The 12249-nt window shown below is 71.1% G+C and carries 9 protein-coding genes; 2 read left to right on the top strand and 7 right to left on the bottom strand.

The window, feature by feature from the left end:
- Positions 1–53: 53 nt before the first annotated feature.
- The 3 genes from K0H49_RS22030 to K0H49_RS22020 all read right to left on the bottom strand — a co-directional run bounded on the left by K0H49_RS22030 (position 54) and on the right by K0H49_RS22020 (position 3341).
- Positions 54–839: a hypothetical protein gene (locus K0H49_RS22030; protein ID WP_257625068.1), complete on the bottom strand. Its 786-nt coding sequence runs from the start codon at positions 837–839 to the stop codon at positions 54–56.
- Complete coding sequence (locus tag K0H49_RS22025) at positions 833–1828, bottom strand: hypothetical protein (RefSeq protein ID WP_219217052.1); 996 nt, start codon at positions 1826–1828, stop codon at positions 833–835. Before K0H49_RS22025 ends, K0H49_RS22030 begins: the two co-directional genes overlap by 7 nt.
- Positions 1829–2006: 178 nt before the next feature.
- Complete coding sequence (locus K0H49_RS22020; RefSeq protein WP_219217051.1) at positions 2007–3341, bottom strand: aminotransferase-like domain-containing protein; 1335 nt, start codon at positions 3339–3341, stop codon at positions 2007–2009.
- Positions 3342–3436: 95 nt separating this feature from the next.
- Between K0H49_RS22020 and K0H49_RS22015 the strand changes: the two genes are divergently transcribed.
- Complete coding sequence (locus tag K0H49_RS22015; protein WP_219217050.1) at positions 3437–4054, top strand: DJ-1/PfpI family protein; 618 nt, start codon at positions 3437–3439, stop codon at positions 4052–4054.
- Between the two features lie 8 nt (positions 4055–4062).
- On the opposite strand, the gene K0H49_RS22010 is transcribed toward K0H49_RS22015, so the two are convergent.
- The 4 genes from K0H49_RS22010 to K0H49_RS21995 are packed head-to-tail and all read right to left on the bottom strand — an operon-like array spanning position 4063 to position 9295.
- Positions 4063–4902: an acyl-CoA thioesterase gene (locus K0H49_RS22010; protein WP_219217047.1), complete on the bottom strand. Its 840-nt coding sequence runs from the start codon at positions 4900–4902 to the stop codon at positions 4063–4065.
- Complete coding sequence (locus K0H49_RS22005; protein WP_374122426.1) at positions 4899–5870, bottom strand: NAD(P)H-dependent flavin oxidoreductase; 972 nt, start codon at positions 5868–5870, stop codon at positions 4899–4901. Before K0H49_RS22005 ends, K0H49_RS22010 begins: the two co-directional genes overlap by 4 nt.
- 5 nt (positions 5871–5875) lie before the next feature.
- Positions 5876–8065 carry a 3-hydroxyacyl-CoA dehydrogenase NAD-binding domain-containing protein gene (locus tag K0H49_RS22000; protein WP_219217043.1) on the bottom strand — a complete coding sequence of 730 codons (2190 nt, stop codon included), beginning with the start codon at positions 8063–8065 and terminating at the stop codon, positions 5876–5878.
- Positions 8066–8089: 24 nt separating this feature from the next.
- Positions 8090–9295, bottom strand: coding sequence for an acetyl-CoA C-acetyltransferase (locus K0H49_RS21995; RefSeq protein ID WP_219217033.1), 1206 nt, complete (start codon positions 9293–9295; stop codon positions 8090–8092).
- 281 nt (positions 9296–9576) lie between these two features.
- Here K0H49_RS21995 and K0H49_RS21990 point away from each other — a divergent pair, with 281 nt between their 5' ends.
- Positions 9577–12243, top strand: a complete 2667-nt coding sequence (locus K0H49_RS21990) for a LuxR C-terminal-related transcriptional regulator (RefSeq protein ID WP_219217031.1) — start codon at positions 9577–9579, stop codon at positions 12241–12243.
- The last annotated feature ends 6 nt before the right edge of the window (positions 12244–12249 follow it).

Below are 12249 nucleotides of genomic sequence, written 5' to 3'. Positions count from 1 at the left end.
TGGATGCGTGCGAGGTCAGCGACGAGTCGACAGTCCCTGCGCCCGATCGCTTGTCATCCGCCCCCTTGCGGTGGCAGTTCAATGCCATAGGCCTGTGCGAGACGGGTCACCACATCGCCCATTGCGAGCTTCCCAAGCTGGAGCGCCCTGAGGTCGATGGACGTATCGGCTGCCACCGCGACCAGAAAGCGCTTCATGTCGCTGCTGATCTTTGGATCGAGCGGAATGCGTGTGACGGGCGTCAGCAGTTGAGAGAGTCGCAGCACGTCGTTCAGGTGCTTGCGGACGTCCTTGGCATCCACCTGGGCGCCTTGCGTTTTCCGCGCCGTCAGTTCCAGCCAGGCGATGGCCTTGAGCGGGATGAGTCGATCCTCTGCGATGCAGGGCAGGCCCAGGACTTCACGGCGCCCGGCCATGACGAAAGCATAGTAGCCCTCGTCCAGCAGGATGGCGGACAAGCTGGAGACGGCCTCGTCCAGGGGTATCGGTGTCAGTCGACTGCCTTCAGCGGGCCGCAGTCCGTCGGGCGCTCTGGCGAACAGTTCGACCATCGCCGGGTAGCGATCGTCAACAGGCTTCTGAAAGCGATAGAAGATCGGGCGTCCCGTGTCGCTGGCCTGGCGGATCTCATAGCCGCCGTCCTCGACGAATTGCCAGAAGGCCTCGCCAAATGCCGGCGTCAGCACCTCCACGTGCAACACGATGTCCAGGTCTTTGGTGGCCCGGAACTCCAGCCCGGCCTCCTCCATCGTCAGGCTCGCTGCCGTGCCCCCGATCAGCACGTACTGGTCGACGTAAGGCGCAAACCTCTCCTGGAAAACACGCAGCCCTCTCACCATGGGAGCTGCGCCTTCAATTCGTCCAGTGCGAGCTGGACGCGGTCATCGGCGTTGTCTTCCAGGCTGAGCATCAGCGAGAGCGGATCCACCGTGGTGACGTCAGGGATCAGCGCCGGGCTGTAGCGCCACAGCTGCCATTCCTGTGCGCCCGCTTCGGGCTCAGGCAATGCCCGAACACCGGCATTCGTCGCTGCCTTCCATTCGGCAGACGTCACTGCATACACCGGCCATCTCGGCTCGGCCAGCATGGAGCCGAGCGCCAGTGCACTCAGCCCGGCCACCCGGCGAGTCCGCTCCGCGTCATGCCCATGGCCTGCCACCCAGACCGTGCGTTTGACCGGCGTGCGCAACGCAGGCTTCGCACGCTCCCAGGTCTGTGCGGGCGGAAGTTCCATGCGCAGCCAACGCGCGCGGCCGACCGTGTAGGCAGTGGCCAGTCCGGTCGCCGTCAGCTCCTTGACGGCGCGCGACAGCGTCATGGGCGTGTAGCCCAAGGCGACCGCGACCGCGGAGGGCTGCCAATCGGCTTGCCACGGCTGGCGGAGCAAGGCCGTGATCAGCATCGCCTGGGCGGACGGGCTCAGCGCCGTGTCCGCGGCTGGCGCGCGTTTCCGAAAGTACTCGCGCAGGTCCAAACCCAGGTCCGGCAGATAGAGTTGGTTGCCCGGAACGACGAAGGGGACTTTTTGCGCGATCAGGCGCCGACGGTCATACGAGGCCAGCGCATCGGTCACATAGACCACCGGCAATCCTGTCAAGGACTTGACCTTGTCCAGCCAGATCCGAACGTCCTTGAGCGACTGCTTCGCTTCGACGCGCCCGGTCGCGAGGAGGATGGGCTGGCCCAGCAACGCCAGCTCATGAAACGCGAAAGCGTCGCGCAGGAAGTACGGCAGTTCGTTCGAATGCGCCCACGGCCTGAAACCTGAGGCTTCGACACCCAGGACCTCTTCAAAGTAGCGTAGAACGCCAGTTGCGAGGGTGCTCACATCCCCTCCTTGGTAACTCGAATTCCGCACAATAACATAACAGCTGTTATCGTGTTACTTTTCTGTTATCTCGACGCTGACACCTGTTGTCGTGCCTCTGGGCGGCTCGCACACGCACCCGCCGTCACCACGGAAAAAAGGGGCTTGAACTCGCGGGCGCTCAAGACTCCGAACACCCTCAGAATGTCTGCGCCTCGATCACTTGTCGGACCGTCCGCAGCACCGCCCCCAGGCCTTCCAGCGGGACGGACCCCAGCGCCAGGCGCAAGGCATGTGGCACGTGCGCCGTGGTCGCGAAGGGCTCGGCTGTCGAGACCGCGATGCGTTCGGCCAGCAGCGCCTTGGCCACACGGTCGGCCCGCACCTCCTCGGCCAGCGTGAGCCACAGGAAGTACGACGCGGGATGGCGCAAGCAACGCAGCCCGGCCAACGCGTCCGTGGCGATCGCCTGCCGGCGCATCGCGTCCGCGCGCTTCTCGGCCTCGAGCCGCGCGACCGTGCCATCCTCCAGCCAGCCGCAGGCGATGGCCGTCATCACGGCGGGCGTGTTCCAGGTCGTGGTGCGGATGGCGCGCTCGATCCTGGGCATCCAAGCGGTCGGCGCCGCGACGAAGCCCACGCGCAGCCCGGTGGCCACGCTCTTCGACAGGCCCGAGACGTAGACGGTGGTCTCCGGTGCCAGCGCGGCCAGCGGCGGCGGCGGATCGGCGGCGAGGAAGGCATAGGCCGCGTCCTCGATGAGCAGCAGGCCGTGCCGGCGCGCCAGCGCCACCAGCTGCCGGCGGCGGCTGGCGCTCACCACCCAGCCCAGCGGGTTGTGCAGCGTGGGCATGACGTACACGGCGCGCACGCGCCGGCGCCGGCACAGCGCCTCCAGCGCATCGAGGTCCGGGCCCGCGCCGGCCGCGGGCAGCGGCGCCAGTTCGAGGTGCTGCGCCTGCGCCAGCAGCTTGAAGCCCGGGTAGGTCAAGGCATCGACCGCCACCACGTCGCCGGGCTGGAGCAGCGCCATGGCCGTCGTCGCCAGGCCGTGCTGCGCGCCGCCCACGATCGCGACCTGGGCCGCATCCACCGCCAGGCCTCGGTCCGCGAGGTGCTGAGCGACGGCGGACCGCTCCGACATGCGACCGCCGTGCGGCTGGTAGCGCAACAGGGATTCCAGGTCGCCCGTGGCCGCCAGTTGGCGCAGCGCGGCGCGCAGCATGCCGGCCTGGGCGGGCAGCGCGGGGTAGTTGAAGTTCAGGTCCGTGGTGTCGGCCGCCACGACGTACGGGTCGATCTCCAGGTGGCGCGGCAGCAGGGTTTCGCGCACGAAGGTGCCGCGGCCGGTCTCGCCGCTGACCAGGCCCATGGCCTCGAGTTCGGCGTACACGCGGGTGGCGGTGACCAGCGCCACGCCCTCGCGCGCCGCCAGCTTGCGGTGCGTAGGCAACCGGGTGCCGGGCACGAGGCGGCCCTCACGGATCTCGGCGGCGAGGGTGTCGACCAGCGACTTGTAGCGGGCGTGGGCCATGGACCAGTGTATTCATGACAATTATTTGATTGTATTGAACGCACTTCCTACGATGCCGGAACCCTCCACCCACGACCGCTCGCCGGAACACCCTCATGCACATCGCCATCCTCACCTTCGAAGGCTTCAACGAACTCGACTCCTTCATCGCGCTGAACATCCTGCGCCGCGTCCAGAAGCCCGGCTGGCGCGTGTCGCTCGCCAGCCCCGCCAGCCATGTCCGCTCGATGAACGGCGTCGTGGTCGAGGCCCAGTCCACGCTGCGCGAGGCCTGCGCGGCCGATGCGGTGATCGTCGGCAGCGGCCGGCTCACGCGCGACGTCGTCGCCGACCCGGCCCTGATGGCGCAGCTGCAGCTCGACCCGGCCCGGCAGCTGCTGGGCGCGCAGTGCTCGGGCACGCTGGTGCTGGCCAGGCTGGGCCTGCTCGACGGCCTGCCGGCCTGCACCGACCTGACGACCAGGCCCTGGGTCCAGGATGCGGGCATCGAGGTGCTGGACCGGCCCTTCGTGGCCAAGGGCAACGTGGCGACCGCGGGCGGCTGCCTGGCGGCGCAGTACCTGGCCGCCTGGATGATCGCGCGGCTGGAGGGCGACGAAGCGGCCCGCGGCGCCCTGCACTACGTGGCGCCGGTGGGCGAGAAGGAAGCCTATGTCGAGCGCGCGATGCGCAACATCGCGCCCTTCCTCGCGCGCCAGCCCATGACGGCCTGAGTGCGGCTTCAGCCCCGCACGCGGATCAGGCCTTCCTGCGCCACCGACGCCACCAGCCGCCCGTCGCGGCTGAACAGGCTGCCGCGGCAGAAGCCGCGCGCATGCGCGGCCGAGGGCGACTCGGTGTCGTAGAGCAGCCAGTCGTCGCAGCGGAAATCGCGGTGGAACCACATCGCGTGGTCCAGGCTCACGCCCTGCACGCCAGGCTGCTTGAAGTGCAGGCCGTGCGGCTGCATCGCCACCCCCAGCAGGCTGTAATCGGACACGTAGGCCAGCAAGGCCTGGTGCAGCACCGGGTCGTCGGGCAAGGCTTCGGCGGTGCGAAGCCAGGCGCGGTTGACGGCCGGGCGCGGGCCCGCGGTGGCCGGGTCGCGCGGGTCGACGAAGCGCAGGTCGAAGACCTCGTCGACCGCGCGCAGCGCCGCCTCGCGCGGGCGGGTCTGCTCGGGGGCCGGCACCTCGGGCATCGCGGGCGCGTGCGACACGCCCTCCTCGCGCCGATGGAAGGAAGCCGACATGTGGAAGATCGGCTCGCCGTGCTGGATCGCGACCACGCGGCGGGTGGTGAAGCTCGCGCCGTCGCGGATGCGGTCGACGTCGTAGACGATGGGCGCGGCCTTGTCGCCGGGCCGAAGGAAGTAGCCGTGCAGAGAGTGCGCCGCATGCTGCGGCACGGTGCGGGCCGCGGCCATCAGCGCCTGGCCCAGCACCTGGCCGCCGAACACGGCCGGTGCGCCGATGTCGCTGCTGCTGCCGCGAAAGAGGTTGTGCTCGAGCTGCTCCAGCCGCAGCTGCGCGACCAGCGCCTGCAGCGCGGCGCCGCGCTCGCCTTCGCTCCAGGGGCTCACGAGACGAAACGCCGGGCCACGTCGAGGCGCTCGCGACAGTCGGCGACCATGCGTGCGATCAGCTCGGCGCAGCTGGGCACGTCGTCGATCAGGCCGATGCACTGGCCGGCCGAGATCACGCCGTCGTCGACGGCGCCCGAAGCCAGCGCCGCACGGCCGCGCGCGCCGGCGACCAGCGGGCGGATGTCCTCGAATTCGCAGCCGCCCGGGCGCTGCTCGATGGCGCGCACCTCGTCGGCGATGGCGTTGCGGAACACGCGCGCCGTGTTCCTGAGCGTGCGGAACAGCAGCGCGGTGTCGCGCTCCGAGCCGCGCACCAGCGCCTGCTTGATGTTGTCGTGGATCGGCGCCTCCTGCGTCACGCAGAAGCGCGTGCCCATGTTCACGCCCTCGGCGCCGAGCACCAGCGCGGCGGCCAGGCCGCGGCCGTCGGCGATGCCGCCCGAGGCGATGATCGGGATCTTCAGCGCGCGCGCCGCGGCCGGGATCAGCACCAGGCCGCCCACGTCGTCCTCGCCCGGATGACCGGCGCACTCGAGGCCGTCGATGGACACCATGTCCACCCCATTGCGTTCGGCCGACAGCGCGTGGCGCACCGTGGTGCACTTGTGGACGATGGTGATGCCGCGTTCCTTGAAGCGCGCGATGAATTCCTTGGGGCTGTTGCCCGCGGTCTCGACGATGCGCACGCCGCCTTCGACGATCGCCTCGACGTAGTCGGCGTACGGCGGTGGCTTGATCGAGGGCAGGATCGTGAGGTTCACGCCGAAGGGCTTGTCGGTCATCCGGCGGGTGCGCGCGATCTCGCGGCCCAGGTCCTCGGGCGTGGGCTGGGTGAGCGCGGTCAGGATGCCCAGGCCGCCGGCGTTCGACACGGCCGCGGCGAGCTCGGCCACGCCCACCCACTGCATGCCGCCCTGGATGATCGGGTAGGCGATGCCCAACTGTTCGGTGACACGGGTGCGGATGCTGCTCACGATGCGTTCTCCAGGGCATGAGGATCGACGGCCTGCGCGGCCGGGGGATGGAAGGGCTGGCCGGCCTCGGCGCGGGCGCGCAGCCAGGCCGAGGGGCGGAAGCGTTCGCCGTGGCGTTCGGCCAGTGCGTCGCACTGCGCCACGAATTCGCGCAGGCCGACGGTCTCGATGTACGACAGCGTGCCGCCGGTCCATGAGGGGTAGCCCAGCCCCAGGATCGACCCCAGGTCGGCGTCGGCCGCCTCGGTGACCACACACTCCTCCATGCACTGCGCCGAGGCCAGCGCCTGGATGCCCAGCAGGCGTTGCTTGAGTGCCTCGACCGCGGGCTGATCGGCCGCCAACGGGAATTCATCCGCCAATCCCGGCCAGAGCTGCTTGCCGCCCTCGGCCAGAAAGTCATGGAAACCACCACCGCTCTTGCGGCCCAGCCGGCCCAGCGCGTTCATGCGCGCCACCACGGCCTGCGCATGGCCGCGCAGGAAGCGCGCATCGAGGCCGTCGGCGGTCGCCTGGTCGATCACCTGCTGCTGCAGGTCGAGCGAGACCTCGTCGGTCACGGCCAGCGGCCCGGTCGCGAAGCCGGCCTGGCGCGCGGCGTTCTCGATCAGCGCGGGTGCCACGCCCTCGGCCAGCATCGCCATGCCTTCGTCGATGTAGGCGCAGAAGATGCGGCTGGTGAAGAAGCCCGGGCTGTCGTGCACCACGATCGGCGTCTTGCGCAGCTGCTGCACGAAGTCCAGCGCGCGCGCGAGCGCGGCCGGTGCGGTCTGCGGGCCCAGGATGACCTCGACCAGCGGCATGCGCGGCACGGGCGAGAAGAAGTGCACGCCGATCAGCTGCGCCGGCTGCTGCCAGTGCGCGGCCAGGCTGTCGATGGGCAGGGTCGAGGTGTTGCTGGCCCAGACGAAATGCGCGGGCACGTCGCCCAGCGCCAGGGCCGCGCGGGCCATGACATCGGCCTTGACCCGGCGGTCCTCGAACACCGCCTCGACCACGAAGTCGCTGCCGCGCAGCAGGCCGAGGTCGGCCGTGGCGGTGATGCGCGCCAGCCGCTGTGCGGCATCGGCACCTTTTTCCTTGGCATACGCGGTCGCGATGCGCGCCTTGGCGGCCTCGGCCGCAGCCTGCGTCGCATCGACCAGCACCACCTCGATGCCGGCCGCCGCGGCGACCTGCGCGATGCCCGCGCCCATCATGCCGGCCCCCAGCACGCCCAGGCGCTGCACCGGCTGGCGCGGCACCCCGGCCGGCCGGCGCGCGAGCTTCTGCGCGGCGCCGCGGTTGACGAACAGCGTGCGCATCAGGTTGCGCGCCACCGGGCCGGCGAGCAGCGGGCCGAAGTACTGGGCCTCGATGCGCAGGCCCAGTTCGATCGGCAGCTGCGTGCCCTCGTAGACCGCCGACAGGATGGCCATCGGCGCGGGGTAGTTGTCCTGCGTCTCGCGCCGGATGCGCGCCACCGTGGCGCCGAAGCTGCCGTTGGCATGCGGCGCCAGCGCACCGGTGCCGCCGGGCACGCGGAAGCCTTTCACGTCCCAGGGCTGCTGCGCCCCGGGATGCGCGAGCACCCAGCGGCGCGCGGTGGCGAGCAGTTCGTCGGCCGGCACCACGGCATCGACCAGGCCCAGCGCCAGCGCCTCGGCCGGTGCCACATGGCGCCCGGTCAGCAGCAGCGGCAAGGCGCGCTCGATGCCGATCAGCCGCGGCAGCCGCTGCGTGCCGCCGCCACCGGGCAGCAGGCCCACCGTGACTTCGGGCAGGCCGACCACGGCACGCGGGTCGTCGACCAGCACGCGGTGGTGGCAAGCCAGGCACAGCTCGAAACCGCCGCCCAGCGCCAGGCCGTTGATGGCCACGGCCACGGGTTTGCCGCAGCGCTCGAGCGCACGCAGCGGCTGGGCGCTCTCCGCGATCAGCTCGGCGGCTTCGATGGCGGTGGCGCCGCGCGCATGGAAGCCGACGAAATCCTTGAGGTCGGCGCCGGCCAGGAAGCCGTTGCGCTTGCCCGAGGTGATGACGGCGCCGCGCACGTCCTCGCGCCGCGTGAGCTCGGCCACCGCCGCGCGCAGGTCGGCCGAGAAGCCGGGCGTGAAGACGTTCATGGGCCGGTCGGCCACGTCGAGCGTGATGAGGGCGATGCCGTCGGCGTCGACCTCGAAGCGGAGGTTGGGGGTCTGGGTCATGGGGAGGAAGGCTTCAGGAGAGGGTCAGACCCGTTCGATCACCAGCGCGGTCGACTGGCCCGCGGCGGCGCACAGCGTGACCAGGCCGGTCGCTTGGCCGCTGCGTTCGAGCTCGTCGAGCAGCGTGCCGACCAGGATGGCGCCGGTCGCGCCCAGCGGATGGCCCAGCGCGATCGCGCCGCCGTTGGGGTTGATGCGCGCCGGGTCGATGCCGAAATGGCGCGCATAGCGCATCGGCACCACCGAGAAGGCCTCGTTGACCTCGAACAGGTCGATGTCGCCGATGGCCATGCCGCAGCGCGCGAGCACGCGCTCGGTCACGGGCAACGGACCGCCCAGGCTCAGCAGTGGTTCGTCGGCGCAGGAGGCCGCGGCCACCAGCCGGGCGCGCGGCTTCAGGCCGTTGCGCTCGCCGTAGGCGCGGTTGCCCAGCAGCACCGCGCAGGCGCCGTCGACGATGCCGCTGGAATTGCCGCCGGTGTGGATGTGGGGCACGCGCTCGAGCTGCGGGTAGCGCTGCAGCACGATCGCGTCGAAGCCCTGCTCGCCCGCGGCGGTGAAGGCCGGCTTGAGCTTGGCGAGGTCGGCCATGGTGGTGCCGGGCCGGTTGGCCTCGTCGCGTGCCAGCACGGTGCGCCCGAGCACGTCGCGCACCGGGACCAGCGAGCGGTCGAAGCGGCCTTCGGCCTGGGCCTGGGCCGCGCGGCGCTGGCTCTCGACCGCATAGGCGTCGACCGCCTCACGCCCCACGCCGTCGAGCGCGGCCATCAGGTCGGCCGCGACGCCGTTGGGGATGTAGGGAAAGCGCCGGCCGATGGCCGGGTCGGTGTAGACCGCGCCGCCGTCGCTGCCGATGGGCACGCGCGACATCGACTCCACGCCGCCGCCGATCACCGCGTCGGCCTGGCCCGAGGCCACGAGCCCGAAGCCCATCTTGAGCGTGTCCAGCGCCGAGGTGCAGAAGCGGTTGAGCTGGTAGCCGCCCACGCTGTCGCCGTAGCCCGCGGCCAGCAGCGCGAAGCGCGCGATGTCGGCGCCCTGCTCGCCCACCGGCATCACGACGCCCAGGCCCACGTCCTCGATCTGCGTCGGGTCCAGCCCGTTGCGCTCGCGCAGGGCCTGCAGCACCTGGGCGGCGAGCTGGACGGGCGTGATGGGATGCAGGGCGCCGTCGGGGCGGCCCTTGCCGCGCGGCGTGCGCACGTGGTCATAGAGGAATACGTCGGTCATGTCGGTGCGCTGCAGCCCGGATCGCCTCGGTCTGCAAGGGTTTTTCAGTGGGTCGGCGGCCAGTCTAGAAAGCAGAATCGAAGCGCGAAATCGTCGGAAGCGACGGAAATCCCCGCCCGGGCGACCCCCACAATGGGTCCCTCGCGGTGCCTGGCCCGAAGCGCTGCGCCCAAGGAGACAAGACCCGAGGCGATAGCCCGCTACAACACCGCTGCCCTGCCCGCCGCGCCCTGGCGCGCGGCCCCGATCCGCCTTTTTCCTTCTTCTTCCAACCACCCGCAATGCCCCCCACCTCGCCCCGCATCCTGGAAACCAAGCTCAACCCGCCGGCCGTGGTCGTCACGCAGGTGCTGCGCACCGCGATCAGCGAACAGATCGCGGCGGCGGCGGTGAAGCTGGTCCTGGTGCGCGCGCCCGCGGGCTTCGGCAAGACCACGGCCATGGCGCAGAGCCGCCAGCGCATGGAGGCCGACGGCGTGGCCACCGCCTGGCTCACGCTCGACCGGGCCGACAACGACGTCTCGCGCTTCCTGATCTGCCTGGGCGAAGCGGTGCAGCGCCTGGGCGTGGACGAGCCGCCGGCCAACGCGCCCTTCGACGCGGTGGCCGCGCTGGCCGCGCACGACTCGCCCTTCACGCTGTTCCTCGACGACTTCGAGGTGGTGCAGGAGCCCGCGGTGCTGGGCCTGGTGCGCGAGGTCATCGACCACCTGCCGCGCCGCGGCCGCATCGTGATCGGCTCGCGCAGCCTGCCCGACCTGGGCGTGGGCCGGCTGCGCGCGCGCGGCCAGCTGATGGAGATCGACACCGACCGCCTGCGCTTCAACATCGACGAGACCAGCGCCTTCTTCGGCCAGCGCGCGGGCCAGGCGCTGCCGGCCGACATGCTGTCGCAGCTGCACCGCAAGACCGAGGGCTGGGTGGCGGCCATCTGGCTGGCCTCGATGGCGCTGGAGCGGCACGGCCTCGAGACCGGCTTCGTCGAGCGCTTCTCGGGCTCGGACCGCGCGGTGGCCGACTACCTGGCCGAGGACGTGCTCGCGCACCAGCCACGCGAGATCCGCGACTTCCTGCTGCGCACCAGCATCCTGCGCCAGCTCGACGCCTCGGTCTGCCAGACCTTGAACCCGCGCGTCGACTGCGCCGCCATCCTCGACCAGCTGGCCGCGTCCAACCTGTTCCTCACGCCGGTGGCCAGCGACACGCCGGCCTGGCGCTACCACAGCCTGTTCGCCGATTTCCTGCGCGCGCAGCTGGCGCGCGAGCGGCCCGACGAACTCGCGCGGCTGCACCTCGCGGCCTCGGGCTGGTACGAATCGCAGGGCCGGCCGGTGCCCGCGATCGACCACGCGATCGAGGGCGGCGACCATCCGCATGCGCTCACGCTGCTCGACAGCTACGCCGAGGAATTCCTCGAGCAGGGCCGCATGCGCATGCTCTCGCGCTGGTTCTCGGCCATCCCCGAGCACCAGCTGCGCGCCCACCCTTTCCTGCAGCTGATCGCGCTGTGGGCCGCCTGCTTCACCTACGGCCCCTGGGACGCGATGAAGAAGCTCGAGCAGTCGGGCTGCGCCGAGAGTGGCATCCCCGAGGTGCGCGCCAGCGCCCACACGCTGACCCCGCTGCTGCTGGCCATGCAGGACCGCTACGACGAGGCCTACGAGGCCGGCCGCGAGAGCCTGGCCCGGCTGCCCACCGGCCTGCCCTTCGCCGACAGCGCGCTGCTCAACGCGATGGCCAACATCATCTCGGTGGTGGGCGACCAGCACGAGTCGCAGCGCCTGCTCGACGCGGCGCGCAGCCGCCAGGGCAACAGCACCTTCAACCGCATGTACACCGAGTCGCTCGAGGGCATGCTCGACCTGCACGGCGGCCGGCTGCGCCAGGCCACGGCGCGCTTCCGCATGGCGGTCGACTCCACCCATGCGGTCTCGTACAACCACAGCCACGGCAACGCCTGGGCCGGCGTGCTGTACGCGGGCGTGGTCTACGAGGCCAACCAGCTGCCGCAGGCCGACCACCTGCTCAACGTCTACCTGCCGCTGGCGCGCGACGTGGGCCTGCCCGACCACATGATCCTGAGCCATGTGATGCGCTCGCGCATCGCCTTCTACACCGGCGACATCGACGCCGCCTTCCAGGCGCTGACCGAGCTCGAGTACCTGGGCCACCACCGCCAGCTGCCGCGCGTGGTGGCGGGCGCCAAGCTCGAACGCTCGCGCATGCTGCTGCTGCAGGGCAACGGCCCGGCCTCGCGCGACGAGCTGGCGCGCGCCGACGACCCGGCCCTGTGGGACCGCGAGCGCCGCCAGCGCCTGCCCGCGCACGACCTCGACTACCTCGCGCTGGCGCGGGCGCGCTGGGAGATCAGCTTCGGCGACCCGCGCGTCGCGCTCACCGCGCTCGACGCCGAACTGCACGCCGCCATCGCCGCCGCGCGCAGCCGCCGCGCGCTCAAGCTGCGCGTGCTGCGAGCGCTGGCCCTGCAGCGCGCGGGCGACGTGGCCGCGGCCCTGGAGGAGATCGGCGCCGTGCTGCAGACCGCGAGCCAGGAAGGCTTCATGCGCCTGATCCTCGACGAGGGTCCGGCCGTGGGCCTGCTGGTGCAGCGCTACGCCACCGCGGCGCAGGAACGCAGCGCGGCCGACGGGCGCAGCGACCCGATCCTGGCCGAGTACCTGCAGCGCCTGCTGCAGGTGCTGGGCCCGATGGTCGCGCCGAATGTCGAGGCGCCCAGCGCCGACGGCAACAAGGAGCCGCTCACGCGCAAGGAGATCCGGGTGCTGCAACTGCTGGCCGAGGGCTACTCGAACAACGCGATGGCCGAGAAGCTCTTCGTGTCCGACAGCACGGTGCGCACCCACCTGCGCAACATCAACATGAAGCTCGACGCCAAGAGCCGCACGCAGGCGGTGGCCATCGCGCGCAAGCTGGGCGTGATCCGCTGAAGCTTC

The organism is Variovorax boronicumulans (assembly GCF_019352895.1).
In the GTDB taxonomy this organism is placed as follows: domain Bacteria; phylum Pseudomonadota; class Gammaproteobacteria; order Burkholderiales; family Burkholderiaceae_C; genus Variovorax; species Variovorax boronicumulans_A.
This window is presented reverse-complemented; position numbering and strand designations above follow the sequence as displayed.

What these genes read in the sequence shown, in the direction of transcription:
- K0H49_RS22030 (WP_257625068.1), bottom strand. Translation starts at nt 839, where the DNA reads ATGGTGAGAGGGCTGCGTGTTTTCCAGGAGAGGTTTGCGCCTTACGTC.
- K0H49_RS22020 (WP_219217051.1), bottom strand. Translation starts at nt 3,341, where the DNA reads ATGGCCCACGCCCGCTACAAGTCGCTGGTCGACACCCTCGCCGCCGAG.
- K0H49_RS21995 (WP_219217033.1), bottom strand. Translation starts at nt 9,295, where the DNA reads ATGACCGACGTATTCCTCTATGACCACGTGCGCACGCCGCGCGGCAAG.
- K0H49_RS21990 (WP_219217031.1), top strand. Translation starts at nt 9,577, where the DNA reads ATGCCCCCCACCTCGCCCCGCATCCTGGAAACCAAGCTCAACCCGCCG.
- K0H49_RS22000 (WP_219217043.1), bottom strand. Translation starts at nt 8,065, where the DNA reads ATGACCCAGACCCCCAACCTCCGCTTCGAGGTCGACGCCGACGGCATC.
- K0H49_RS22015 (WP_219217050.1), top strand. Translation starts at nt 3,437, where the DNA reads ATGCACATCGCCATCCTCACCTTCGAAGGCTTCAACGAACTCGACTCC.